Consider the following 25,106-nt stretch of genomic DNA (forward strand, 5'->3'; position numbering starts at 1 on the left):
CGGGTCACGGTACGGACTCCGTGGCAGCACGGGCTCAGGCGCGCAGGGTCTTCCGCAGGAGTTCGCCGAACTCGGCGGGATGGGTGGTCGAGCCGGTGTGGCCGCCGGGGAAGTGCCGGAGGTCCACACCGAGGCGTTCGGCGAGGAAAGCGGCTGTGCGGTGAGGGAGTTCGCCGCGCGAGTCCTGGCCGCCCGCGAGGACGAGCCGGTCCGTCAGCGCTTCCAGACGGTGGACGTCGGGGGCGTAGGCCATGAAGGCCGGGACGATGCGTCCGACGAAGTACGGCAGGTCCGCCATCGTCCGCGCGGCGCGTGCGGCCGCCTGCGGCGGCAGGGCGGGCGCGGCCTTCGGCTCGGCGCTCCCGGCCTCGGCCCCCTCCTTCACCCCGGCCGCCCCGTCCTCGACCCCCTCCGTCAGCCCGGCGGCGAACACGGCCATCGCCGGCATGAGGCCTTCGGTACGGAGCGTGTCCCGCACCCGGACGAGGAGCGCGCGGTGTTCGGCCGCGTCCGGCAGGACCTCCACCACGGGCGGCTCGTGCACCACGACGCGTTCGACCCGTTCGGGGTGGGTGGTGAGCAGGTGCAGCGCGGCGATCGCCCCCGAGCTCGCGCCGAACACGCGGGCCGGCTCGCCGGGCGACAGCCGCTCCAGGAGACGCAGGGCGTCGTCGGCGTGTTCGGACACGCGCTGCTCGGCCTCGGCGTCGTCCAGCACGCTGCTCCCGATTCCGCGCGGGTCGTAGGCCGCGACGGTGTAGTCGGCGGCGAGCGCGTCGACGACGCCGTCGAAGGCGGCCGCGCCGCCCGCGCCTCCGGGGATGAGCAGCAGGAGCGGGCCCTGGCCGCGCACTTCGTAGTGCAGGGTCGCGCCGTCCACGCGCAGGCTGCCGACGACGGGCTCGGTCATGAGGGGTCTCCTTCTCGGGGGGAGGGCCAGTTCTCCAGGAGGGAGTGCAGGGCGTCGAGGGCCCGGACCCAGGACTGCTGCGGCGTCCGCTCGTGCGCGAACCCGCCCGCCGCCTCCAGGGCGACGAATCCGTGGAACGTGCTGCGCAGCAGCCGGACGGCGTCGGTGAGATCGGGTTCGGCCAAGCCGTAGCCCCGCAGCATGCCGTAGGTCAGCGCGACCGCGCGGCGCGGTCCGGGCGCGTCCGCGGCCAGCTCCGGGGCGATCTCGATGGGGGTCTGCGTCGCGGTGTAGCGGCCCGGGTGCTCGTGGGCGTACGCGCGCCAGGCGTTCGCGAACGCCACCAGCGCGTCCTTGCCCGACAGTCCGGCGGTCGCCTCCGCGATGCGGAGGGTCTTCTCGTCCGCCGCCAGGAGCGCGATCCGGCCGCGCAGGTCGTTCAGGTTCCGCACGTGCGCGTAGAGGCTCGCGTCCTTCACCCCGAGCCGCCGTGCCAGCTGCGACATCGTCAGCCGGTCGAACCCGGCCTCGTCCGCCAGCTCGGCCGCCACAGCGGTCACTCGATCCGCGGTCAGCCCGGCACGCACCATGCGCCCTCCCTTTCCTAAGGATCCTAGTTTCAAGCTAGGGGTATTAGGTTGTCAATCGAGTACGGGCCACCGCATCGACGTCGTGGGATGAGGGCGCAGCACGTCCGGAGCGGTCCGGCGCGTGTCACCGGCGCCCTCGCCAGGGCGCGCCGGCTGATCGGCACTCGGCGGGGACAGTCGCGCCCCTCGTCTCGGCCGTCTCTCTCGTCGGCGCGTGAAGGGCCGCCTTCCGGAAGGGGCCCTTCACGCGCGCTCGGCACGCCCCCCGGGGGGGGCGTCACCGTCGCGTCAGCCGACCGAGAGGAGGTCGACGACGAAGATCAGCGTCTCGCCCGGCTTGATGGCCGACGACGGCGAGCGGTCGCCGTAGGCCAGGTGGGGCGGGATGACCAGCTTCCGGCGGCCGCCGACCTTCATGCCGCGCACGCCCATGTCCCAGCCCTTGATGACCTGGCGTCCTCCCAGCGTGAACTCGAAGGCCTGACCGCGGTTCCACGAGGCGTCGAACTCCTCGCCGGTGGAGTGGGCCACGCCCACGTAGTGGACCCCGACCACGGACCCCTTGGCGGCCTCGTCCCCGTCCCCCACCACCAGATCCTCGATGTGCAGGTAGGGGGACGGCCTGCCTCGGGGGGACTCGATCTCCGGTCGCTCAAGGGCCATCGCCCGCTCCTCGCTCTCGTCGCCGGCCGACCCGTCGTCGGCCGACATGCCTGAGTGATCATTCTCGCCCAACCGACCCGTGGTGTGCGGCAGAATCACGGTCGACTGGGCGGGCACGGATGAGGGCGGGCGAACGTGGGACGTTTCGGGTCGTGGGGTCGGGGCAGCCGGGAAAGCCTGCGGCGGGCCGTGCCGACCGATCCCGGACTGCTGGCCGAGGCCGCCAGGAACCCGGGTGGCAGTGTCGCCGAGATCGACCCGACGTACGTCGACGACCCGAACGGCTACGTGCCGCCCGAGGCGATTCGCGGCGCCTGGCTGGTAGACGCCCACGGGAAACTCACCGGCGCGTACGAGAAGAACCCCCACCACGGCGTGCCCCAGGACGACTTCGGCAAGCTCGACGCCTCCGGCCACTGGCTCGGCTGGCTCGGCGACCATCCTGCCGCCGCCCTCCGGGCGGGCATCGAGGACTCCTTGCGCGCGCAGGTCGCGGACGCGGTCGTCGAGTGGGTCAAGATCCTGGAGACGCCCCGCTTCCTCACGGGCGGGCGCCCGCGCTCCGAGGACGAGCGAACCCTGCTGGTGACCCGCGCGGCCCTCGCCGCGCCCTTCGCGCTGTCCGTCCGTACCGCACAGCACGGCCGTTCCGTCCTCCTCGGGGTCTTCTCGTGGGCGGCCGTGGACCTCGCTCCGCCCGGAGTCCGCAGGGACCGGCAGTGGTTCGACCTCGGCGTCGGCCTCGACTGGGCCGCCGAGCAGCTGCGACAGCGCGTCTACGCGATCGACGGCGCGGACGACGACGCCGAGGGCTAGGGCGGCAGCGGTCCGGAGTCACTGGGGGTGGCCTCACCCCCGATGGGACCGGTGGCCGGATGGGTTGCCGGGCCTTCCGGCGACAAGGTTGGGGCATGACAACACGCCGTACGACTACGTCACTTGCCGCCTCGACCCTGGCCGTCGCCGCCATCGCCTCCATGGGACTCGTCGCTGTGGGAGGGCCCGCGAGCGCGACCGGCGACGAGGCCCGCACCACCCCCGCATCCACCACCGGCACCGCGACCGCCACCACCACCGCTTCCGTGATCCCCGGCGGTGACGGTCTGCGGTGGGCCGACTGTCCTGCTTCGGTGAAGCCCGGCCCCGGGCAGCGGTGCGCGACGCTTTCCGTGCCGCTCGACTACGGCGACCCCACCGGTCCGCGCGTCGACATCGCCGTCTCCCGGCTGGCCTCCGTACGGCCGGAGGCCCGCCGCGGGACGCTGCTCGTGATCGCGGGCGGTCCCGGGAGCTCCGGGGTGCAACGGCTCTCGCAGAAGGGCGCGGCGCTCGCGAAGGAGACCGGTGGCGCGTACGACCTCGTCGCCTTCGACCCGCGCGGGGTCGGCGGCTCGACGAAGGCGCGGTGCGGGCTCGCGGACGAGGACCGGTGGATGGTGACCCTGCGGTCCTGGCCCGCCGCCGACGGGTCGATCGGCTCCAACGTCGAGCGTGCGCGCCGGATCGCCGAGGCGTGCGACCGGAACGGCGGCGCCATGCTGCGGAGCCTGACCACCGCCAACCAGGTGCGGGACATGGAGGCTCTGCGGCAGGCGCTCGGCGAGTCGAAGGTGTCGGCGTGGGCCAACTCCTACGGGACGTACGTCGCCGCCCGATACGCCCAGGAGTATTCGGACCGGACCGATCGCTGGGTCCTGGACAGCAGCGCGGACCCGGACCCGCGCCGGCTCGCGTACGGCTGGCTCGCCGACATGGCGAAGGGCGCCGAGGACCGGTTCCCGGACTTCGCGGCCTGGGCCTCGCACCCGGACCGGGAAGCGGAGGGCCTCCGGCTGGCCGACGGCCCCGGGGAGGTGCGCGCCCTCGTGGTCGGCCTCGCCGCGCGCCTCGACCGGGAGCCCCGCGCCACCAGCGTGCCCGGCGCGCTCCTCACCGGCACCGCCCTGCGGCAGGCGCTGCAGTCCGCCCTCTACTCCGACGCCGCCTTCCCCGGCTTCGCGCGTCTCGTCGGCCAGGCCCTCGACCCGAAGGCACTGCCCGTGCTGCCGCCGGAGCTGACCGGCGCGATGCCCGACGAGGCGGCCGCGATCACCGTCGGGGTGGTGTGCAACGACGTCGACTGGCCCCGTTCCGTGCCGGCGTACGCCAGGGCGGTCGCCGCCGACCGGGCCCGTCACCCGCTGACCGGCGGCATGCCGGTGAACGCCACTCCCTGCGCCTTCTGGAAGGGCGGGGCGGTGGAGAAGCCGGTCCGTCTCACCGACGACGGGCCGTCCAACATCCTGATGATCCAGAACCTGCGGGACCCCTCCACCCCTTACTCCTCCGGCCTGAAGATGCGTCAGGCGCTGGGCGACCGCGCCCGGATGGTCTCCGTCGACCGGGGCGGGCACGGCTCGTACCTGGTGGGCGCCGGCGGCACCGGAAACGCCTGCGGCGACCGGACGGTCACCCGCTTCCTGCTGACGGGCGAGCGCCCTGACGCCGACGTGCGGTGCTGAGTCGTCGAAGACGTCGGACGAAGTCGCCCTCCCCGCTTCCCTGTTCCCGCTACTCCGGGGACGGGCCGGAGAAGGGGGCCCGGGCGGCGCGGCGGGCGAGGAGGGCGGTGCGGTGGTGGGTGTCGGTGGCCAGGCCCAGGGCGGTCCAGGCCATGGCCAGGCCGCCGTCCAGGACGGCTCGGTCGGCTTGCGGGGTGGTGCCGTAGCGGGTGAAGTCGGGGTTGTGCATGACGGCGTCGCCGGAGTCGTAGCCGATCATGGGGTGGATGGTGGGGACCAGGTGGGAGACGTTGCCCATGTCCGTCGAGCCGCCCCGGAGGGTCGGGGCGACGTCCTGGATGCCGCGGCCGAGGTCGCGGGCCGCGGCGAGGTAGCCGCGAGCGATGTCGAGGTCCTGGCGCAGGTCGGCGTAGTCGTTGCCGACCGCTTCCAGGGCCAGTTCGGCGCCGGTTGCGAGCGCGCCGGCTTCGAAGCAGGCGCGGACGCGGGCCTGGAGTTCGCGCAGTTCGTCGAGGGTTCCGGCGCGGCAGTCGTAGTCCGCGGTGGCGAGGGCCGGGATGACGTTGGCGGCGTCGCCGCCGTGGGTGACGACGCCGGAGACGACCGCGCCCGGGAGCATCTGCTGGCGGTGGGCGGCGATGGCCACCTGCGCGATCATCAGGGCGTCGGCCGCGTTGACGCCGCGCTCGGGCATCGCGGCGGCGTGGGCGGCGCGGCCGGTGTAGCTCACCTTCCAGCTGCCGATGGCCTGGGAGGTCATGCCCACGGCGTCCTGCGGGGCGGCATGGACCATCATCGCGGCCGCCACGTCGTCGAAGGCCCCGGCCCGCAGCATGTCGACCTTGCCGCCGCCCGATTCCTCGGCCGGGGTGCCGAGGAGTTTCACGGTGATGCCGAGGTCGTCGGCGTACGGGGCCAGGGCCAGGGCGGCCGCCACCGCGGCGGCGCCGTTGACGTTGTGGCCGCACGCGTGGCCGATGCCGGGCAGCGCGTCGTACTCGGCGCAGATGCCGATGACCAGGTCGCCGCTGCCGGCGGTGGCCCGGAACGCGGTCGGCAGTCCGTACGCGCCGCGCTCCGTGTCGAAGCCGGCGGCCTCGACGAGGTCGGCGATGCGACGGGCCGACCGGTGTTCCTCGTAGGCGAGTTCGGGGTCGGCGTGCAGGGCGTGGCTGAGGTCGATCAGGTCCTCGCGGCGGGCTTCGAGGACGGCGCGGGTGTGCTCCCGCAGGCTGGTCGCGGCGGTCATGCGCGCTCCTTGTCGGACTGGGCGGTGCGGTACAGCAGGGCGATCACGGCGCCGGCGACGGACACGGCCGCGCAGAGGGTCCACGAGGTGGTGTAGGCGCCGAGTGCGGGCAGGGGCCGGCCCGCGGCGGTGTGCCCGGCGAAGACGGTGAGGACCGCGGCGGCGCCGAGGGAGCCGCCGACGTTGATGAGGAGTTCGTTGATGCCGGAGCCGACGGCGGTCCGGTCGCGGGGGACGGACTCGACGGCGAGGGTGCGCGTGGAGTGCTGGAGGAAGCCGGTGCCGAGTCCCGCGACGGCCGTGGCGGTGAGGAAGGCGGGCAGGTTCGTGTGGGCGACGGCGCAGAGCACGTACCCCGTGGCCATCAGCAGGGAGCCGCAGACGAGGGTGAGGCGGTCGGAGAGGATCCTGGCCACCGCGGGTGCCACGAGCGCGCCCGCCGCGAGGGCCAGCAGGTTGGGGAGCATCGCCAGGGCGATGGCGAAGGGGTCGAGGCCGGGGCCGTATCCGTCACGGGCGGTGCTGGTGCCGAGGAAGACCGGGTTGGCGACCTGGAGGCCCAGCATGCAGAAGGTGAAGGTCAGCGTCACGAGGGAGACCACCGCGACGTTGCGGCGGCGGAACATCCGGACGTCGATCATCGGCTCGGTGGTACTGAGCTCGACCAGGACCCACAGCGCCGTCACCGCCGCGCCGCCGACCAGGCAGCCGAGCGTGCGCGCGGAGCTCCACTCCCAGCCGGGGGTGCCGCCCAGTCCGAGCCCGAGCATCACGGCGAGCAGGCCGACGCAGAGCAGGACGCCGCCCGCCCAGTCGACCCGGCCGCCCGGCCGGTGGTCGGACTCCGGCAGCAGGCGCCAGCTGAGGAGGAACGCGAGGGAGGTGGCGACCGCGGGGACCCAGAGGGCCGCGGTCGGGCTGTCCACCGAACGGGCCACCAGGCCGCTGGTCACGAGCCCGAGGGTCAGGCCGCCCACCAGGGCGGCGACCATCACGCTGATGCCCCTGCGGCTCTCGGCGTCTCCCGAACGGTTGCGCAGGATGCCCACGAGGAGGGGGAAGAAGCCGGCGAAGGCTCCCTGGAGGATCTGCCCGGCGAGGAGGGTCGGGAAGTCGCGGGCGACGCCGACCAGGAGCGATCCGAGCAGGACGATCGCGAGGTTCCAGCGCAGCACCCGGCGGTGGCCGTGCAGATCGCCCAGCCGGGAGAGGACCGGGGTGAAGGCGACGCTCGCGAGCAGGTTGGCGATGCTGATCCAGTTCAGGTCCGCGGCGGACACCCGCAGGATGTCGGTGAGGCCGCGCAGGACCGGGGAGAGGAAGCCCTGCGTGATGCCGCTGGAGAGCTCGACGAGGATCACGGCGGTGATCACGGCGGCCGCGGGAGTGGGGCGTACGGGGCCTCTGGGGGTGGTGGCTGGGGGCGCGACGGTTTCCGTCATACGTAACACCTGTTCGGTGGCGGGCCCTCGCGGGCGGCAGGAGGCGGTGTGGCGGCGGCCGATGCGCTCCGGCCGGCCGTACGACGGGCTGGGAGCGCCCGGCGCGGGCCGCACCACAATGTCGCCAACGCGACCGGACCGCGACAAGGGTCGACGGTGGAATCGGGGGAAGGGGACATCCAGTACCCGCTGTGCGGCGGATACTGGCAGAGGACATCGCGATGCGGTGGGGATCCGGCGGTTCGCGGGAGCGCGCGGCTGTCGTCCCGTACGGTCCGCGGAGCAGCACGCGCAGGAAAGACGGAAGGAGCGGGCCGTGACCGTCCCCCACTCCGGTCCGCCGGGCCTGGACGCCGTGGACCACACGGTGCTGCGCGCCCTGCACCGCAATCCGCGCGCCGCCTTCGCCGAGATCGGCGTGGCGGCGGGGGTGCACGAGCGGACCGTGGCCCGTCGGCTCGAACGGCTGACCGCCACCGGGCGGGTCCGTTTCACCGCCGCGCTCATCCCCGAGTACCTCGGCGAGGGTGTGATCGCCGAGCTCGCCGTACGGTGCGCGCCCGGCCGCGTGCACGAGACCGCGCTGGCGCTCGCACGCCGCGCCGACACCCGGTCGGTCGAGGTCGCCACGGGCGACCTGGAGGTGTACGCGGAGATCACGGCCCCCGACCACGACGCCCTGCTCACCCTGATCGACTCGGCGATCGGCCGGCTCGACGGCGTCGTCGACGTACGGTCCCAGGTGGTGCTGCGGCTCCTACTGACGGCGAGCGACTGGGCGCCGTACGACGAGCGGCCGACGGACGTACGACGGCGGGTCGTGGAGGGCCTGCCGCTGCCCGAGGCACTCCAGGTGGACGATCTGGACCGGCGCCTCGTCGCGCTGCTCGGCACGGACGCCCGCATGTCCACCACCCGCCTCGCGCAGGCGCTGCGGGTGGGCGAGACGACGGCCCGGCGACGGCTCGCGCGTCTGATGGCCTCGCACGTGCTGCACCTGCGGCTGCACGCCGACCCGTCCGTCCTCGGCTACCCGGTGGAGGCGCGGTTCCGGCTCGCCGTCGCCCCGAACCGTCTCGACGCCGCGCTACGGCTCCTGGCCCGCGAGCCGGCCGTCCGCCATCTGGTCCTCACCACCGGCACCAGCAACGTCCTGGGCTACTCCAGCCATCGGGACACCCGCGACCTGCACGCCTTCACCACACGGGTCTTCGCCCTCCTGGACGGCGCCACCGCGACGGAGACGGCCGTCCTCATGCGTACGTACAAGAGGGCGGGGATTCCGGAGCGTGTCATGGGGGCGGGGGCGGGGGCGGGGGCGCCTGCGAGACCGTAGGGCCCACACCCTCGGCCCCGCAACGGACAGCACAGAGACCCCGTCCCCATCCCCCATCCCCACGGATGCGGGGAGCAGCGACCCACGCCCGTACGGACGGCCATCTCGGCAGGGCCATCCCCGCACACGCGGGGCCGACTTGGAAGAGAGGATGAAGAGAAGAGAAGTCTCGGGAAGTCTCTCAGGAAGTCGGGAAACCCTCGGGACCACGGTCGCCGAAGACACGGGCGACCCACCGGTCGACACGGGCCCCGAAGTCCGACGCCGAGGTGATCCCCGAGGCCGGCAGGCAACCGGCGTCGTCCAGGTCGACGACGAAGTCCACGTCGGCCCAGCCGCCACGGAACAGTACGACCGACAGCACGGCGTCCGCCGGACCGGATATCACCAGCCCGAGGGAGTCCGGATCGCGTATCCGATCCCTGTCGGTCGACAGTGGCTGAGGCCAGGGAGCCTCCGCGTCCCTCCACGTCGCCCGGGCGACAACAAGACCGGCTGACGTCCAGCCCGGCATCCGCCGAGCGAGAACGACGGCCGCCTCGTCGAGATCGACCACTCTGTCCATACGCGCATCCCCCTCGTCCCTGGTCAGTCTGCGGCAAGCGCGCGCGAGGCGGGCGGCGGCCGCACCGGGCAGGCCCACGAGGCGTGCCCGGTACGGCCCGACCCTCCGCCCCCCGGACACCGCACGCATCCCGCCCGGTCGCGTCGGGGGCATCGAGGACCACCCGGAGGCCAACCCCCTTCCTTCACACCTTGACGAAAGAGTGGTCCAGACCTATGGTCTCGGCTCAACACGCCTTCCCCGCAAGGCGTTTCACGTTCACACGAGAACGGAAGGCCCCCCACCCATGCGCAGAACCGCACTCCTCGCGGCCGTCGCCGCACTCGTCACCGGTGCCCTCGCCTGGCCGTCCGCACCCCGCGCCGAAGCCGCCCCCGCCGTCTTCACCCATCCCGGAGTCACCGTCTCCCAGGGCCAGTTGGACTTCGCCCGCTCCAAGGTCCTGGCCGGCGCGCAGCCCTGGAAGGGCGCGTACGACCAGATGATGGCGAGCAAGTACGCCGACCTGAACCGCACCCCGAAGCCGCGCGCGGTCGTGGAGTGCGGCTCGTACTCCAACCCCAACTACGGCTGCACCGACGAGCGGGAGGACGCGATCGCGGCGTACACCCACGCGCTCGCCTGGTACGTCACCCGCGACGCCCGCCATGCGCAGAAGTCCATCCAGCTGATGGACGCCTGGTCCGCCGTCATCACGGACCACACCAACAGCAACGCCCCGCTCCAGACCGGCTGGGCGGGCTCCTCGTGGCCCAAGGCCGCCGAGATCATCAAGTACACGTACGCGGGCGGCTGGCCGAACTCGGGCCGGTTCGCGACGATGCTCCGCGACGTCTACCTCCCCGAGGTCGTCAACGGCTCGAACTCCAACGGGAACTGGGAGCTGTCGATGATGGAGGCCGCCGTCGGCATATCCGTCTTCCTGGAGGACAGGGCGTCGTACGACAAGGCCATGGCGAAGTTCCGCACGCGCACCGCCGCCTACGTGTACCTCGCCTCCGACGGCGCGCTGCCGAAGACCGTGCCGAGCCAGAACCTCGACACCCGCGACAAGATCATCAAGTACTGGCAGGGCCAGTCGACCTTCACCACCGGCCTCACCCAGGAGACCTGCCGCGACTTCACCCACACCGGCTACGGCATCTCCGCCATCGCGCACGTCGCCGAGACCAGCCGGATCCAGGGCCAGGACCTGTACGGCACGGACGTCGGCGAACGGCTGCGCCAGGCGCTCGGCTTCCAGTCCAGGTACGAACTCGGCGCGGCCGTGCCCAGCACGCTGTGCGGCGGCAGCCTGCACCTGGGGCTCGGCCCCGTCACCGAGGTCGGCTACAACGCCATGCACAACCGTCTCGGCTTCGCCATGACCAACACCGAGACACTGACCAAGCGCAACCGCCCCGCCGGCACCAACAACCTCTTCGTCGCGTGGGAGACCCTCACCCACGGAGACAACCCCTCCTGATCGGAGCGGAAAGCGAGACCCGGCCGGGAAGAGCAGCGGGCACGCCCCGACGCATCCCGGCCGGCGCCTCGACCGCGCACACGAGCGCCCCGCGCGCGACACGCTTCGGGCACGGCCCGGCCCGTGACGGCGAAGGCGGGGGTCGGGTGCCGGGTGCCGGGTGCCGGTCGAGAAGCTGCCCAGTACGCGGCGACTGCCCGGTGCCGCCGGCTCCCAGTGCACCGCCTTCGCGACCGGCAGTATCTTGCGGATCCCCCCACAAGCCCCACCCACTGGTGAGGGGATGGCGTCATCCGGACAGGATCTCCGTGGATGGATCGGCATAGGGGTGCCCGTCGGCGGCGTCGAGGCCGGGACGGCGTCACTCGTCCGATCGGAAGGCCCCCACGGGACGACTCTCCGCCTCGCGGAGGCGTTGGGTGGTGACCCGGGAGGCGAGGGGGATCGCGGCGAGGGCGAGTCCGGCGGCCGCGGCGAGGAAGACGGCGCGGACCCCCAGGTGGCGTCCGAGCAGGCCTCCGCCGAACGCGCCGAGGGGTACGACGCCCAGGACGATCAGGCGGTACGCGGCGGTGACGCGGCCGAGGAGCGCGTCGGGGACGGCCGCTTGGCGCAGCGTGCTGACGACGATCTGGTTGAGCGAGCCGGCGAACGCCGCGCCGAACATCGCGGCCAGGGCGAGCGGCGTGCTGTGGCCGAGCCCGAGGACCGCGTAACCGGCGGCCGGGACGAGGGCGGCGAGCCAGGTGGTGGGGCCGCCGCCGATGCGGGGCACGACGCGCTCGGCGAGCAGCGAGCCCGCGATGGCGCCTGCCGCGGGCACCGCGATGAAGAGGCCGTAGTGCGCCATGGCCACCGCGTACGGTCCGGTGATCAGCAGGACGAGGAGCCCACCGGTGGCCGCGCCGAAGAAGTTGATCGCCGCCGAGATGAACGCGACGCGCCGCAGCAGGTCGTGGCGCCAGAAGTGGACCCATCCGGTGCGGATGTCCTGGGTGAGGGTGGTCCGGCCGGAGCGGCCCGATCCGCCGGGGCCGTCGGGCTCGGGCTCCTCTCCCGTGGGCCGCAGCACGGGCAGCAGCAGGGCCGCGAGTCCGGCGAGGGCGAAGGCCGCCGCGCCCGTGAAGAAGGCCGCGGACGCCGCCAGCGCGAACAGCGCCGCACCGGCGGGCGGGCCGATGAACGTGTTGACGAGCGACTGCGTGGCGAACAGCCTGCCGTTGGCGCGCTCCAGCTTCGCGCGGGGCAGGAGGCGGGGCGGTATGGCCAGGGCCGCGTTGTCGACCAACGTCTCGGCACAGCCGGCGACGAACACCGCGGCGTAGAGAAGGGCGACGTGGCGCCACCCGTCGGCCAGGGCGAGGGCGAGCAGCGCGAACCCCGCCGCGCGCAGCAGATTGCCCGCGACGAGGATCCGCCGCCGGTCCATCCGGTCGGCGAGCGCACCCGCGGGAAGGGTCGCCAGCAGCCAGGGCAGGAACTGCACCACCGTCATGCCGGCCACCACGAGCGGGTCACGGGTCAGTGTGGCGACGAGGAGCGGGGCCGCGGCCTGGAGGAGTCCGTCGGCGAGGTTCGAGGACGCCTGCGACGCCCACAGGGCGGTGAACGGTCTGACGGCGGCGGCGACGGGCACGGCGTTCCCCTCGTGGAGATCTCATGGGTGATTCGCTGATTAGGCATGACAGCGAAAGCACCCTCATGATCACAGAGGATCACCTCACATGCAATGATGCATTCACCCATGAGGATCGACATCCATGAGAGGAGCCGACGGTGAAGTTCGGCCACATCGCGGGCGACCGCATGCTCGACCTGGTGAACACCGTCGCGTGGCGACTGGGCGGACCCGAACGCACCGAGTCCCTGCGGACCTACTCCGACGTCGTCGAGTGGTGTCTCGAATCCGGTCTGATCGGTACGAGCGAGGCCACCGCCCTGCGCGACCTCGCCGACCTCGACAGCGCCGCGGCCGAGCGGGAACGCGAACGGGTCGTCGCCGCGCGGGAGACGGTCTACGAAGTCCTCTTCGCCGACGACGCGGCAGCCGCCGCGGACCTCGCGGGCCTGTACCGGGCGTCGATCGCCGCGGCGGACCTCGTCCACGCGGACGGCCGCTGGAAGTGGCAGGACCGGGAGACCGACCTCCACCTGCCCCGCCACCGCATCGTCCGGGGGCTCGTGACCCTCACCCAGCGCGACGACCTCGACCGCCTGCACCAGTGCGAGGACGCCACGTGCGGATGGGTCTACCTCGACACGTCACCGCGACGGAACCGCCGCTGGTGCGACACGAAGGACTGCGGCGACCGCAACCGCACCCGCGCCTACTACGCCCGGCAGAAACAGAAGCAGCGGGAGAAGACGGCGAGCCGTCAGTCCTGATCCACCGGGGGCGCCTCCGCAGTGTCCCGATTGGTTCACGAAGCCGTCCCGATCCGACCCCGGCACCGCCTTCGTCCGGAGACGACGGCTAGCGTTCCGTGCCGCCGGGTCGCACGTCCGTACGACGCCGACCCGAGCGGTTCCCCGATCCGACGGCTCCACGGGAGTACAGCGACATGACGATGCGAGGCGACAGCGTGCCGAGTGGCAGATTCTCCCGGCGGCGCGCACTGCGGCTGGTCGGCGGCGGACTCACGCTGGCCGTCCTGACGGCGGGCGCGACCGGCTGCCGCGAGGACGAATCCGGCCTCGGCGGATCGGGAAGCTCCGGCGGATCGGGCGGTTCCAGCAGTCCCGGCGGCGACAAGCCCGCCGGGGGCGGCGCCGGCAACGCGGGCGGTGCGCCCCGGCCGCTGTGGACGAAGACGACGTCCGCGCAGACCTACGGTGACAACGACGAACTCGTCGCCACGAGCGGTGTGGTGATCGCCAGCGGTGAGCCGCTGGCCGCGCTGGACGCCGCGTCGGGCGCGGAGCGGTGGTCGTCGAAGGACGGCGCGGTGCCCGGCGCGCCGATGCTGCTCGGCAACGGCACGCTGTACCTGGCCAGCGCCACGTACGACGGCACGGTCGCCGGCTACGACCCGGCTTCGGGCAAGGAGACCTGGCGCAGCCACCTGGGCAAGGGGTACCGGCAGCCGAGGCCGATCGCGGTGGACGACGAGCAGGTGTACGTCATCGCCGAGGTCCTGGAGGCCGACGGGTCCTCGAAGACCAACGTGATCGCCGCGCTGAACAGCCGTACCGGCAGGCCGGCGTGGAAGGAGCGGCGCGACCTCGGCACCGAGGGCAACGGCATCCACGCCCACGCCCAGGGCCGCCACCTCGTCTACACCGACTTCAAGAAGAACCTCACGGTGCGCGACACCACCACCGGCAGGCAGGTGTGGACGCACAAGACCACCAAGACCAACTACGGCTTCTTCGCCGTGTACGAGAACCTGGTGATCGTGCCGCAGGGCCCGAAGCTCCAGGCCTTCGGCCTTGCCGACGGCTCGCTGAAGTGGTCGGTGGAGACGGCGGAGAGCTACGTGTCCTTCAAGGAGCCGGCCGTCCTGGACGACGTCCTCTACCTCGCGGACAGCGGCCGCACCCTGCGCGCCCTCGACCCCCGTACCGGCAAGGAGATCTGGACGTCCCAGGCGCTCGCCGACGCGAACCTCACGGTGCCACGGCAGTACGTGAAGGCCGGTGGCGTCCTCTACGCGGCCACGGACCTGGACCAGCGGGGTGGTGTGATCGCCATCGACGCGAAGACCGGTGCGGTGCGCTGGACGTTCAACGACGGCTCCGGCGACTACCACGCGTGGCTCGTGGCCACCGACGGGAAGCACGTGTTCGCCCTGCACGGCAAGAAGCTGCACGCGCTCCCCGTCTGACAGCCAGTCCCCGACACCCCGTCACGCGGGCTGCAGGCCCAGGGCCGTACGGGATTCGCCGACCAGGCGCAGCGATCCGAAGACGACGATCAGGCCGTCGGGTCCGGCGAGTTCGGCGGCGCGGTGGAGCGCGGACCCGGCGTCCTCGGCGGTCACGCACGGGCCTCGGCGGCCGGGCGCGAGCCGTGCGCGCAGGGTCGCGGGCTCCGCGGCTCTGCTCGCGCCGGTGCGGGTGAGGACCAGGGGCCAGTCGGCGGGGAGCGGGGCGAGCATGCCGGAGACGTCCTTGTCGTCCATCGACGCGAAGAGCAGCACGGGCGGTCGCGCGTGTCCCCCGCCGCGGGCGTGGCGCAGGATCTCCGGGGCCACGGTCGCGACGCCCTGCGGATTGGTGGCGCCTTCCAGGAGGACGCGGCCCGTCCAGTCGCCCAGGCGGGTCTCGACCAGTTCGAGGCGCCCGGGCCAGCGGGTGGCCGCCAGGCGGGCGCGGAGCCGGTCGCCGTCCGGCTCGTGGATGTGGCCGCGTTCGACGAGGGCGTCCACCGCGGCGACGGCGACCGCGAGGTTGTGGTGCTGGTGTGCTCCGGGGAGCGGGCAGGGCAGATCGCGGTGCACGGCGCGGGGCGTGGTGATGTCGACGAGCGTCACCGGGCCGTGCGGGCCCGTGTCGCCGGCGACACGGGCGGTGTAGCGGATCTCGTGGTCCATCCGCCAGACGGAGAGCCCCGCCCGTTCCTTGAGGACCCGCGCGGCGGTCGTGGCGGCTTCCGGGTCCAGGCGCCCGAGGACGACGTGGTCCCCGTCCCGCGCGACCGCGACCTTCGCCTCGGCGATCTGCGTGAGGGAGGTGCCGAGCAGGCGGGTGTGGTCGAGGCCGATGCCGGTGACGACCTTCACGTCCAGGCCGAGTTCCGCGGCCGCCGCCCGTCTCCCGCCGATGCCGGCCTCGGCGACGGTCAGCTCGACGCCCGCCCGCCGGAAGTGCACGGCCGCGGTGAGCGCGTAGACGCCCTGGGCGAGGACGGGCAGGTCGTGCCGTTCGATCGCCTGCCAGACCTCGGAGTACGCCGCCGCGTACTCGTCGCGCGTCACGGGGACCCCGTCGATCCGGATCCGTTCCCTGGGCTCCTGAAGGTGGGGGCTGGGCATGCTGCCGACCCGTGCGCCGGTCGCGGCCACCGCCGACACGGCGTACGCGCACGTCGAACCCTTGCCGTTCGTCCCGACCACCAGCATCCCGCGCAGTGCCCGCTCCGGTCTTCCCAGCATCTCCAGCAGCCGGGAGACGTTCGCCTGTCGCACCGGCCGGGAAACCCCGTCGGGGTTCTCGTGCAGCTTCGCCAGCATGTCGACGCACATTCGGTAGTCCACGCACCGGATCATGCCACCGGGCGTGACGGCTCGGCAGCGAAGGGCGAAACTCCTTGGTGGCGCGCATGGTTGACGACTGCTGCGCGCGGACACGACTCCGCCCACTGCACCTGACCGCCGTACCGTCGTACCGCCATACCCCCGTCCCTGAGGCCCCGCCCCGGAGTTCAAGAGCAATCCAAGAGACCTCGTGCATTCGGCAAACACACAGACGGCCACCGGGCCCGGCCGTACGTTCCTGCCGTGAACCATTCTTCGGAACCTCTTCCGCCCGGTGACGCTGACGGTTGCACGCGGCAGGCGGCTCCCTCGCGCCGCGGACTGCTGCGCACCGCCGTGACCGGGGCCGCCGCGACCGGGGCGGTCGTGGCCACGGGTGCCTGGGCGCCCGTGCCGGGGAGGCGGGCCCGGCCCGCGACGCCCGGAGCCGCGCTGCGCGAGCTGAGGGCGGGCAACCAACGCTGGCGCACCTTCCACGAGAAGCATCCGCACGAGACGCGCGCCGTCCGCACCGAGGTGGTGTCCGGGCAGCACCCGTTCGCGGTCGTCCTCGGCTGCATCGACTCCCGGGTCCCGCCGGAGCTCGTCTTCGACCAGGGCCTGGGCGACCTGATCGCGGTCCGCTCCGCCGGCGAGGTCCTCGACGAGGCGGTGCTCGGGAGCGTGGCGTACGGGGTGCTGGACCTCGGGATCCCCCTCATCATGGTCCTCGGGCACCAGTCGTGCGGTGCCGTCTCCGCGGCGGTCCGCGCGGACGCGACCGGTGAGAAGCTGCCTGCCCACATCCAGTACGTCGCCGAGCAGATCAAGCCCGCGATCGACCGTTCGCTCCCCGGCTCCGCCCGCGTGGACGCCGCCGTCACCACCCAGGTCCGGCTCGTCCGCTCGCGGCTCGCCGCCGAACCCGACCTGGCCGACAGGATCGCCACGGGCCGACTGGCCGTCGTCGGCGCCCGCTACGAACTCACGAACCAACTCGTCCGCGAGATCCACTGACGCCGAACGGGCGTGTCCCGGATCGGTCCGACCGCCCGGCGCGTGGAAGCAGGGGGTTCTTCGGGGCGGCTTCCGCCGCCGCACGGGTGGCGCGCCGGACGAGGTGGTGGAACGGTCATCGGTACGTGCCGGGGTTGGGTGGCAGGGGCTGGGGCGGCATGGCCGGCGGTGCGGGCGGCCAGAACGGGTCGTACGGCCGTTCCGGCGATCCCTGGTCGCCGGTCACCGGCGGCGGCTTGGTGTCGGCCTCCTGGGAGCCGGTCGCTCCGAAGAGGTGGAGGCACAGCACGGTGACGAGGGCGACGGCACCGCAGAGGCCGACGATGACAGCCGTGGCGAGGACGACGCGACGGGCGCTGCCGCCGGGGTGGGATGGGTCGGACATGGTGTTCTCTCTCCTTCTCCGCTTGTCCGCCCCGCCGGGCCGCCCCGGCCGGCTGATGCCGACCGGGGCGGTGTCGTCGAGGCGGACTGGTTGCCGATGGACGGTCAGGTCAGGACACTTCCGGTCCGGTCGGGTCCTGTTCGGACCGGACCGGACCGGACCGATCAGAGGTCGCGCACGTCGGCGGAGACGCCTCCGACGCCCGATCCGCCGACGCAGCGGCCGCTGGAGGCCTTCCGCTTGCCCGGCTGGAGGGTGACCCAGGGGCCGGTCTCGTCCCACGTCCAGCCGCAGACGATGACGGCGCGGAACTCGATGGGGTGGTTGTTGTTGTTCTTGCAGACGGCCGTGGCGTCACGACCGTCCGCGGACACCGAGTACGTGCACGACTCGCCACCCCCCGGCGGGCGCTTGACCACCGCTTCGGCGGGCGCGAGCTGCGCGACTGCGGCCAGGGTGAGTGCGGCGCCCAGGGTCAGAGCGCGCCGTACGTTGCGCATGATGTCTCTCCTTGCTGCGGATGCGGTCGTCGCCGCGGGTTCGGTCGAAGTGGTGCGGGACGTCGAGGTGGTGCGGGACGTCGAGGTGGTGCGAGGGGGCGGGGCGGGGCGAGGGTTCGCGGGCGGCACGTGACGGCCGCTCACAGGTCGCGGACCTCCGTGATGATGCTTCCGACTCCGGTGCCGCCGCAGGTGCCCTGTGCTCCGTCGCTCTCACCGGGGGCGAGGGCGAGCCACGAGCTCTCGAGGTCGAGGGCCCATCCGCAGACGAAGATGAACTTGACCTCGATCATGTGGCTCCCGACGTTCTTGCAGATGGCCTTGCCGGTCTTGCCGTCGGCGCTGACCGTGGACGTGCATGCCTCGCCGCTGCCGGGCGGGCGCATCATGGCCGCCTGGGCGGGGGCGGCCTGGAGGACGGTGCCGGCGAGGAGCAGGGCCCCCACGGTGAGGGCCCTCAGCTTGGAACGCATGGTTTCTCCTTGACGTGTCGGTCGACGAGGGGAACGGACTCGCCTGTCACCTGTTGGGGTGATGGTTTCGGGGACGGTCCGCCCGCGGACCGAAGGGAGTTCAGGGGATCGCGGGCGGGCCGGCTCCGGCGTACGGCCGTCCGGGAGCCGCGTACGGCCCCCGTCCGTCGGCCGTGTCGGCGAGCCGGGTGTTCCGAGTGTGCGGCGGTGCGTCAGCGGGCCACAAGCTTGTCCCGGTTGCTTCCGTGATGTCGGGATCCCTAAGGTTCTGACCTGCTGGGACGTGCTTGTCCCGGGACGTGGGACGCACGGTTGGATCAACAGCCGGGGCCAGGACAGAGGGATGACGACATGCCCGCCCGTCACACTTCGGACACCGACGCGGCCGGCAGGCTCGGTGCCGCGCTGCGCGCCTTGCAGCAGCGATCGGGGTGCACCTTGCGTGACCTCGAGGACCGCCTCAACGTCAGCGACTCGTCCCTCTCGCGGTACTTCCGCGGCAGCACCGTCCCGCCCTGGCCCGTCGTCCGGGACCTGTGTCACGCCCTGGACGGCGACCCCGACGCGTACCGGGTCCTGTGGGAGGCGGCGGACCGGCACCAGCCCCGTCCGTCCCTGCCTGCCGCCCAGCCCGCGGACCGGTCCGCCGCCCTGGAGAACAGCCCGGCAGACGGCCCCGCAGACGGCCCGGGAGACAGTCCGGGAGACAGCCCCGCAGAAAGCCCCGGACATGGCCCGGAAGACGGCTCAGAAGATCGCTCCGGGGCCCTCCGCCGGCGGCTTCCCGGGCTCCTCGCCCGCCTGCGCCGGCCCGGCCGGGTCGGATCGCTGCTGACGGGACTGCTGGTCGGGGCGGTGCTCGGCTCGTTCGGCACCCTGGTCGTCGTCCGTCCGGCACCGGTGGCGGAAGCCACTCGGGAGGTCGCCGCCGCGGGCACCGGAGGTTCCCCGTCCGACTCCGTCAGGATCTTCGTGAGCCGCGCGACGGGCGGCTGCCTCGACCACAGCCTCGACAAGCGGCTGCGGTCCTACGCCTGCAACGGCATGAGCTACCAGCGGTGGACCATGACCCGCCTCACGGACGGCACCCACCGGTTGAGGAACCACGCCACCGGTGCCTGCCTGGAGCACAGCGAGCCCGCCGGCCTGCGGGCCACCCCCTGCTCCGCCTCCTCGGCGTCCCAGCAGTGGCGGGTGACCCCCGGCCCCGACGACGCGGTGCAGGTGCGGAACGGAACGACGGGAGCCTGCCTGGACGACAGCGCGCTCGCGGGACTGCGAGCGCTGCCGTGCAGGGACACGGACCGCCAGCGGTGGGGCTGACCTCCCGCCGTTCCCTCCCGCCGTTCCCTCCCGCCGTTCCCTCCCGCCCGTTCCCTCCCCCCTTTCAGTCCACCTCGATGCTGTCCAGCTCGGCGTACAGGTCCCCCTTCGACAGGCGGACGGTGTTCCATCCCGCCCTGAGGTCGAGGGGGGCTTCGACGCTGCTCCACCGGTCCCACCCGGTGTGGGGGTACGGGACGTCGCCCGCGGCGCGCCCGTTGACCGTGAGGGTGTGGGAGGCGGGCGAGGGGGCTCCCGCCGGGTCCAGCGAGCCGTTGCCGAACCGCACGGTCAGCGTGTGGCGCCCGCCGGACGCGGCGAAGACCCTGAACTCCACGTGGCTGTCGGCGTGGTCGATGTGGCCGACGGCCCGCCCGTCCTGGGCGCCGTCGGCGTCCCGTACGAGGGCGTGATGGACGACTGCCCGCTCCGCCTGGTGACGGACCTTGCTGCCTCGGACGACCGGGTGACCGCCGTCCGCGAAGCCGAGATCCGCCCGGTACATGACGCGCCGTTCGCCCAGGGGCCTCCAGCCGTGGAAGAGGAGGTGGTCCCGGCCGTCGGGACCGGTGACGACGTCCTGGCCACCCGGTCCGATGACCGTCCGCCGGACGCTTTCGGTCGTCACGAGCGGCGCGGCGGCCTTCGTGTACGGGCCGTCCAGCCGGTCGGCGACCGCGTACCCGATCTTGTACCCCTCGCCGTCGTACGCGTCAGCCGAGTAGAGGAGAACGTAGCGGCCGGCACGCTTGACGAGCGTGGGCGCCTCCACGAGGCCGCCCTCCCAGTCGAGGTCCCGGGTGATGAGTCGCACCGGCGGTCCGGTGACGCGGGTGCCGTCCCAGGACGTCGGCTGCAGATGGATCCAGGTGGGCCGCGAACAGCAGTTTCCGTCGTTCTTCCAGAGGATGTAGCGCTGGTCGCCCTCGGTGTGGCTGGAGGCGTCGATCGCCCCGCCCTCGGTGTCCGGACAGACCAGCGGGCGGTCCCCCACCGGGGTGAACGGTCCGTCGGCGGAGTCCGCCACGGCGACGCCCACGCACTGACGCCCGCTCGCCTCGTCCCTCGCCGTGTAGTGCATGGTGAAGCCGTCGCCGTTGTCGTACACCTCGGGCGCCCACACCTTCCCGCGTGGTTCGAGCGCGGCCCAGCCGCCGAGCGCGGGCAGGACGTCGTCGGCGTCGAGTTCCCAGCGGACCAGATCGCGCGAGGTCGCGTGGCGGATGTTGTGCCCGTCCCCGTTCGTCGCGTACGCGTGGTACGTGGCCCCCACCCGCACGACGTCCGGGTCCGGGAAGTCGTGGTCGAGGACCGGCCCTCCTCCGTCCGCGCGCGCCTGCGGGGAGGCCACGCACAACAGAAGGGCGAGGGCGCAGCCGACCCGCCCTACGGCGGATGTCCCTCTGTTCACTGCCTTGTGCCGGTCCATCACGCGCGCCCTCTCCGTCTCCGTCGGCCTGTCCAAGCCCAGGCGGCCCAAGCGGCCCCCATGGACGTCATGGGCGTCGCGGGTGTCGCGGGTGTCGCGGGTGTCGCGGGTGTCATGGCGTCACGACACCGTCCTGGGCGTGCCCCCGGCCTAACGACGCGACGATCAAGACGGCACCCTGCGGCGGCGGGGCGGGCGACCCCCGTCCTCCAGCAGCGCGCCCGCGCTGCCGGCGCCACCGCTTGCGGGGAGGCGGGGCGGTGCTGTGGGATCGGGCGGGGGCCGTGCCGGGGCGGGAAGAGGGGTGCGGGTCGTGGACGGAACGACGGCGCTGGACGGTGTACTGGGGCAGGCTCACACGGTCCGGGTCAGCCTGGTGGGCGGGGACGGAACGGACTCCGGGGTCCGGGTGGACCTCTCCGATCCGGTGGAGTCGGCGCGGCTCAGGAAGGCGATGGCCGTGGACTCCCTCCCCGGCTTCCACTGCATGTGCCTCGGGGACGTCCGCTTCGAGGTGGGCGACCGTTCCGGCGGACGGCTCGCGGTCGTCGTGCTCCATCACGGGGAGACGCTGCGGTGGGAGCGGTGGGAGAGCGACGCCGTCCTGGCCGACGGCCGGCTGCTCCTGGCGTGGCTGGACGGGCACGGCATGCCCGAACCCATGCGGCGGTACGAGGCCGACCGGCGACAGGCGGACGCGAGGGCCGCGGAGGAACGCGACTGGCTGGCGGCGATGCCCGCCGGGCTGGCAGGCGCCGCCGACCGGATGCTCGACCTCTCCCGAACCGGCGGCAGGCCCTCCCCCGAGCTGCTCGCCGAACTCACGGAACGGCTGCGGCAGTCGTGCCCCGACCCGGTCGAACGCGTGCTGGCCCTGCTCTCCTGGTACGGCTCCGGCAGCGGCCGCTGCTCCGGCTTCCCCGTCCACGAAGGCGTGCCCGGCGAACTGCTGGGCCGGGTCCCGATCGCCGACCTCGTCGCCGCGCTGCTCGACGCCGGGGCGCGGGAGCGGCACGACGCCGGAGCCGTACGGCACCTGGCGGGCTGGAAGAGCCGGCCGCACCAGGAGCGGGACGTCGCGGCCCTGCCCGAACCTCTGCGCGAGCGGCTGCTGGCGCACGCGCGGCGCTCCGAGGACGCGGACAAACGGGGCCGCGCGGAGCGGTGGCTGGCCCGGCGGCACGTCTGAGACTCGTCGTGGCGTGGATGCGGCGCTTCAGCGCACGCCCAACCGGAGCACCATGGTGTCCGCGTCGCCCTCCCGCCCGACCGTGACGAACCCGCGGGAGGCGTAGAGCGCGGCGGCGTGGTTGCCGTCCTCGACGCTGAGGCTCAGGCGGTCGACGCCCGACCGCGCCGCCATCTCCACCACCGCGTCCAGCAGAGCGCCGCCGACGCCCCGGCCCCGGTGTCCCGGGACCACGCCGGCGGTCAGCTCGGGCACCTGCGGGTCGACGTGGCCGTATCCCGGGTCGCCGGCGGGGAACGTCCTGGCCCAGACCGCGCCGACGGGCGTGCCCGAGGGGTCCTCGGCGACCACGCCGAAGTCCCCGGCCCGTGGCCACCCGGTGACGTAGTGGGCGAAGTGCGGCGTCGCCAGGATCTCCTCCCGGCTGAACCGCGGGGCGTCCCAGTTGAACGCCTCCACCAGCATCGCCACCAGGAACTCGGCGTCCCCGGCTGCGGCCGGCCGCAGCCGGACTCCGGTTTCCGGAGGGTTCACCCCTGCCACGGCATCCCCGTCCATACTCTCCTCGCTTCGCACGCTCGTCGGTCGTCGGTCGTCGGTCGTCGGTCGTCGAGAGGCCTTGGGGCCGCCCCCCGTAGGTGATCCTGCCGTGGTTGCGGCAGGAGGGGGCCGAAAGGGCGCCGGCCGGCAGGGCGTCCCGGTGTCGGGGCCGCCGTGGTGGGGTATCCCCCGCATCGGCCAGGTCGGGCAGGCGACACGGGGGCGGGGATGGGTCGTAGGGGTGTGGACAAGGGCTGTCTCGGCGTCGGCTTGGTCTTCCTGCCGTTCGTCCTGGGGCTCGGGTATGTGCTGGTCATGGCGGCCTGGCGGCTCGGGCGGTTTCTGTGGACGACGGGTGGGCCGCGACTCGCCGAGGGGGATCCGGCGGCGTGGACCGCTCTCGGCATGGTCCTCTTCCTCCTCGCGGTGATCGCCTTCATCCACTGGCACGCGGGCCGCGACGGCGGGCCGAACCCCCGGCCCGGGCGGGCGGTCCACCAAGGGGAGGACTGGTACTGGGAACCCGATCCGGTCGAGTACCCGCCGAGGCCCAAGCCGAAGCCGAAGCCGGACGCCGGTTCACGACGCCCTCCTTCGCAGGAGTCGTGATCACGGGTGCGCGGTCCATCCGGTGACGGGCTTCGGTCCCGGGCGCGGGGCTCGGCGCCTCAGGGCTCAAGGGCTGAACGGCTCAGCACGTGACCCAGTAGCCCGGCGAGGTCTCCTTGATGGTGCTGGAGGCCAGGACGTTCCAGAGGCCGAGGTTCTGGTTCGAGCCGTTGGCGTAGGTGTAGCCGCCGGACTGGTGCGCCCGGCCGGCCTGGGTGTGGGCGTAGTTGCTGGCGGTCACGCAGAGCGCGGCGCCCGTGGTGGTGGCCGTGACGGGTGCGGTCCTGGCGCCGGGCGCTCCGGAGGCGTCGACGGCCGCGACCGTGTAGCCGTACGCCGTGCCGGCGGTCAGGCCGGAGTCGGTGTAGCCGGTGGACGTCACCGGAGCGGCGTTCACCTTGGTGCCGTCGCGGTAGACGTCGTACGACGACGCGCCCGGGACCGCGTTCCAGGACAGCGAGGCGCTCGACGCCGTGGTGCCGGTGACGGCCAGGCCGGTGGGGGCGGGAAGGCCGGGGGCGGGGGCGTCGGTGGTGCCCGCGCCGAGGGCCTTGGCCATGTTCATCACGGCCGTCATCTGCGGGCCGCTCTTCTGCGCGTAGTCCGCCGACTTGTAGCCCCACCAGTCCCAGCAGCCACGCGGGTTGCCGGTCATGGTGGTGGCCTGCGGGTAGAGGACGATCATGTCGTTCGTGTCGGCGTACTCGTTGAGGTAGGCCTTGTCCATGAGGGCGTTGCCGACCAGGCCGTAGTACTGGTAGCAGCCGTGGAGCGTGACCATCAGCTTGCAGGAGGCCCCGTCCTGGCAGGACCGCGGCACGTAGGCGAAGCCTTCGTTGCCCAGGCTGACGGCGCTCGGGCTGCCGCCGGGGGTGTACGCGCTCTGGTCGAACCTGACCAGCTTGCCGGTCGGCGCGGAGGAGGTCGCCGGGCTCACGCTCCCGAGCAGGTGCGTCAGCATGTCCTTCACCGGGTTGCCCCCGCAGTTGTTGACGTACGGCGAACTGGTGGACGTACACGCGTTGGGGCCGATCGGGCTGACCCAGGCGTGGCCCGACGTGGACGTGTTGTCGTAGATCACGTCGGCGCCGAAGTCGCGGTAGTACGTGGCGAGGTCGTCGTTCACGGGGGCCTTGACGGTGGCGTCGTTGGTGCCGTGGAAGAGCCAGACCTTGTCTCCCGACAGGTTGGCGACCGGGTCGACCTTGCCCGTCGCGGCCCGGTCGCGGGTCAGCTGCTCCAGCTGGGCGGGGGTCTTGCGGGCCATGAACGTGTCCATGCACGCGTACAAGGCCGTGTTGAGGTTGTTCTGCGCGCAGTCGTACGGGCCGGCCGAGAAGATTCCGGCGCCCGCGAAGACGTCCGAGTAGGCGACGTGCATCTGGTTGGCCATGAACCCGCCGGACGAGAGGCCGCTGACGTACGTCGCGCTGATGTCGTACTGCTGGAGCGTGCCGGGCGTCGGCGCCGGAACCGCGGCCGTGGCCCCGCCGACCGTCGTGGCGGCGAGGCCGACGGCCGCCACAGCGGCGACGAGGAACTTCCCGACCGCGCCGGCTCTGCCGCTCCTGCCGGTCCCGCCGGTCCCGCCGGTCCTTCTGATCTTCATGCGCATCTCCGGGTGCAGGTGGGGTGAGATGCGGACATCCTGGTGAACGGCGGGGACCCCGGCCCACATGTGGTGCCGCCACTTCCGTGGGTGGGAATGTGGCGCGCCGTGCCATGGAAGCGACGGGTTCCGGCCTG

The 25,106-nt window shown here is 73.0% G+C and carries 24 protein-coding genes; 10 read left to right on the forward strand and 14 right to left on the reverse strand.

Features of this window, described 5'->3' with window-relative positions; all coding sequences use genetic code 11:
* Positions 1-34: 34 nt before the first annotated feature.
* The 3 genes from ABZ621_RS17695 to ABZ621_RS17705 all read right to left on the reverse strand — a co-directional run bounded on the left by ABZ621_RS17695 (position 35) and on the right by ABZ621_RS17705 (position 2,163).
* Positions 35-910, reverse strand: a complete 876-nt coding sequence (locus tag ABZ621_RS17695; protein ID WP_360605378.1) for an alpha/beta hydrolase — start codon at positions 908-910, stop codon at positions 35-37.
* Positions 907-1,500, reverse strand: coding sequence for a TetR/AcrR family transcriptional regulator (locus ABZ621_RS17700; RefSeq protein ID WP_360605380.1), 594 nt, complete (start codon positions 1,498-1,500; stop codon positions 907-909). The genes ABZ621_RS17695 and ABZ621_RS17700 overlap by 4 nt, the downstream gene beginning before the upstream one ends.
* Positions 1,501-1,788: 288 nt before the next feature.
* Entirely contained in the window at positions 1,789-2,163 is a 375-nt protein-coding gene (locus tag ABZ621_RS17705) for an FKBP-type peptidyl-prolyl cis-trans isomerase (RefSeq protein ID WP_360605616.1), read from the reverse strand.
* 189 nt (positions 2,164-2,352) lie between these two features.
* Here ABZ621_RS17705 and ABZ621_RS17710 point away from each other — a divergent pair, with 189 nt between their 5' ends.
* Both ABZ621_RS17710 and ABZ621_RS17715 read left to right on the forward strand, forming a co-directional pair.
* Positions 2,353-2,979 carry a hypothetical protein gene (locus tag ABZ621_RS17710; protein ID WP_360605382.1) on the forward strand — a complete coding sequence of 209 codons (627 nt, stop codon included), beginning with the start codon at positions 2,353-2,355 and terminating at the stop codon, positions 2,977-2,979.
* Positions 2,980-3,074: 95 nt separating this feature from the next.
* The gene (locus ABZ621_RS17715) at positions 3,075-4,664 is read left to right on the forward strand and encodes an alpha/beta hydrolase (RefSeq protein ID WP_360605384.1); all 1,590 of its coding nucleotides are present in this window, start codon (positions 3,075-3,077) and stop codon (positions 4,662-4,664) included.
* Positions 4,665-4,713: 49 nt separating this feature from the next.
* Here ABZ621_RS17715 and ABZ621_RS17720 read toward each other — a convergent pair whose 3' ends face one another.
* Positions 4,714-5,913 carry a M20 family metallopeptidase gene (locus tag ABZ621_RS17720; protein ID WP_360605386.1) on the reverse strand — a complete coding sequence of 400 codons (1,200 nt, stop codon included), beginning with the start codon at positions 5,911-5,913 and terminating at the stop codon, positions 4,714-4,716.
* Positions 5,910-7,355 carry an MFS transporter gene (locus ABZ621_RS17725; RefSeq protein WP_360605388.1) on the reverse strand — a complete coding sequence of 482 codons (1,446 nt, stop codon included), beginning with the start codon at positions 7,353-7,355 and terminating at the stop codon, positions 5,910-5,912. Before ABZ621_RS17725 ends, ABZ621_RS17720 begins: the two co-directional genes overlap by 4 nt.
* Before the next feature lie 316 nt (positions 7,356-7,671).
* Between ABZ621_RS17725 and ABZ621_RS17730 the strand changes: the two genes are divergently transcribed.
* Positions 7,672-8,691 (forward strand): Lrp/AsnC family transcriptional regulator, encoded by a 1,020-nt coding sequence (locus tag ABZ621_RS17730; RefSeq protein WP_360605390.1) that lies wholly within the window; start codon positions 7,672-7,674, stop codon positions 8,689-8,691.
* Positions 8,692-8,872: 181 nt separating this feature from the next.
* Here ABZ621_RS17730 and ABZ621_RS17735 read toward each other — a convergent pair whose 3' ends face one another.
* The gene (locus ABZ621_RS17735; RefSeq protein ID WP_360605392.1) at positions 8,873-9,256 is read right to left on the reverse strand and encodes a hypothetical protein; all 384 of its coding nucleotides are present in this window, start codon (positions 9,254-9,256) and stop codon (positions 8,873-8,875) included.
* Positions 9,257-9,542: 286 nt separating this feature from the next.
* Between ABZ621_RS17735 and ABZ621_RS17740 the strand changes: the two genes are divergently transcribed.
* Positions 9,543-10,721 carry an alginate lyase family protein gene (locus ABZ621_RS17740; protein WP_360605394.1) on the forward strand — a complete coding sequence of 393 codons (1,179 nt, stop codon included), beginning with the start codon at positions 9,543-9,545 and terminating at the stop codon, positions 10,719-10,721.
* A gap of 361 nt (positions 10,722-11,082) precedes the next feature.
* Here ABZ621_RS17740 and ABZ621_RS17745 read toward each other — a convergent pair whose 3' ends face one another.
* Complete coding sequence (locus ABZ621_RS17745) at positions 11,083-12,357, reverse strand: MFS transporter (RefSeq protein WP_360605396.1); 1,275 nt, start codon at positions 12,355-12,357, stop codon at positions 11,083-11,085.
* Between the two features lie 140 nt (positions 12,358-12,497).
* On the opposite strand from ABZ621_RS17745, the gene ABZ621_RS17750 reads away from it, so the two are divergent.
* Together ABZ621_RS17750 and ABZ621_RS17755 are read left to right on the forward strand one after the other, a co-directional pair.
* Positions 12,498-13,106, forward strand: coding sequence for a CGNR zinc finger domain-containing protein (locus ABZ621_RS17750; RefSeq protein WP_360605398.1), 609 nt, complete (start codon positions 12,498-12,500; stop codon positions 13,104-13,106).
* A 182-nt stretch (positions 13,107-13,288) separates the two neighbouring features.
* A complete protein-coding gene (locus ABZ621_RS17755; RefSeq protein WP_360605618.1) occupies positions 13,289-14,545 on the forward strand; it encodes a PQQ-binding-like beta-propeller repeat protein in 1,257 nt (418 codons plus the stop codon).
* A 21-nt stretch (positions 14,546-14,566) separates the two neighbouring features.
* On the opposite strand, the gene ABZ621_RS17760 is transcribed toward ABZ621_RS17755, so the two are convergent.
* On the reverse strand, positions 14,567-15,916 hold the full coding sequence (locus ABZ621_RS17760; RefSeq protein WP_360605400.1) for a bifunctional folylpolyglutamate synthase/dihydrofolate synthase: 1,350 nt from the start codon (positions 15,914-15,916) through the stop codon (positions 14,567-14,569).
* Between the two features lie 321 nt (positions 15,917-16,237).
* Between ABZ621_RS17760 and ABZ621_RS17765 the strand changes: the two genes are divergently transcribed.
* Positions 16,238-16,912, forward strand: a complete 675-nt coding sequence (locus ABZ621_RS17765; protein WP_360605620.1) for a carbonic anhydrase — start codon at positions 16,238-16,240, stop codon at positions 16,910-16,912.
* 115 nt (positions 16,913-17,027) lie between these two features.
* Here ABZ621_RS17765 and ABZ621_RS17770 read toward each other — a convergent pair whose 3' ends face one another.
* The 3 genes from ABZ621_RS17770 to ABZ621_RS17780 all read right to left on the reverse strand — a co-directional run bounded on the left by ABZ621_RS17770 (position 17,028) and on the right by ABZ621_RS17780 (position 18,270).
* The gene (locus ABZ621_RS17770; RefSeq protein ID WP_360605402.1) at positions 17,028-17,297 is read right to left on the reverse strand and encodes a hypothetical protein; all 270 of its coding nucleotides are present in this window, start codon (positions 17,295-17,297) and stop codon (positions 17,028-17,030) included.
* 164 nt (positions 17,298-17,461) lie between these two features.
* On the reverse strand, positions 17,462-17,797 hold the full coding sequence (locus ABZ621_RS17775; RefSeq protein ID WP_360605404.1) for a hypothetical protein: 336 nt from the start codon (positions 17,795-17,797) through the stop codon (positions 17,462-17,464).
* A gap of 140 nt (positions 17,798-17,937) precedes the next feature.
* Positions 17,938-18,270, reverse strand: coding sequence for a hypothetical protein (locus ABZ621_RS17780; protein WP_360605406.1), 333 nt, complete (start codon positions 18,268-18,270; stop codon positions 17,938-17,940).
* 438 nt (positions 18,271-18,708) lie between these two features.
* On the opposite strand from ABZ621_RS17780, the gene ABZ621_RS17785 reads away from it, so the two are divergent.
* Entirely contained in the window at positions 18,709-19,593 is an 885-nt protein-coding gene (locus ABZ621_RS17785) for a ricin-type beta-trefoil lectin domain protein (protein ID WP_360605408.1), read from the forward strand.
* A gap of 64 nt (positions 19,594-19,657) precedes the next feature.
* Here ABZ621_RS17785 and ABZ621_RS17790 read toward each other — a convergent pair whose 3' ends face one another.
* Positions 19,658-20,944, reverse strand: a complete 1,287-nt coding sequence (locus ABZ621_RS17790; RefSeq protein WP_360605410.1) for a family 43 glycosylhydrolase — start codon at positions 20,942-20,944, stop codon at positions 19,658-19,660.
* Between the two features lie 391 nt (positions 20,945-21,335).
* On the opposite strand from ABZ621_RS17790, the gene ABZ621_RS17795 reads away from it, so the two are divergent.
* Entirely contained in the window at positions 21,336-22,211 is an 876-nt protein-coding gene (locus tag ABZ621_RS17795; RefSeq protein WP_360605412.1) for a hypothetical protein, read from the forward strand.
* A 27-nt stretch (positions 22,212-22,238) separates the two neighbouring features.
* Here ABZ621_RS17795 and ABZ621_RS17800 read toward each other — a convergent pair whose 3' ends face one another.
* A complete protein-coding gene (locus ABZ621_RS17800) occupies positions 22,239-22,745 on the reverse strand; it encodes a GNAT family N-acetyltransferase (RefSeq protein ID WP_360605414.1) in 507 nt (168 codons plus the stop codon).
* Positions 22,746-22,979: 234 nt separating this feature from the next.
* Between ABZ621_RS17800 and ABZ621_RS17805 the strand changes: the two genes are divergently transcribed.
* The gene (locus ABZ621_RS17805) at positions 22,980-23,360 is read left to right on the forward strand and encodes a hypothetical protein (RefSeq protein ID WP_360605416.1); all 381 of its coding nucleotides are present in this window, start codon (positions 22,980-22,982) and stop codon (positions 23,358-23,360) included.
* 82 nt (positions 23,361-23,442) lie between these two features.
* Here the strand turns inward: ABZ621_RS17805 and ABZ621_RS17810 are convergent, their stop codons facing one another.
* Positions 23,443-24,969 (reverse strand): PHB depolymerase family esterase, encoded by a 1,527-nt coding sequence (locus tag ABZ621_RS17810; protein ID WP_360605418.1) that lies wholly within the window; start codon positions 24,967-24,969, stop codon positions 23,443-23,445.
* Positions 24,970-25,106 lie beyond the last annotated feature (137 nt).

This window comes from Streptomyces sp. NPDC007863 (genome assembly GCF_040633895.1).
GTDB lineage: Bacteria > Actinomycetota > Actinomycetes > Streptomycetales > Streptomycetaceae > Streptomyces.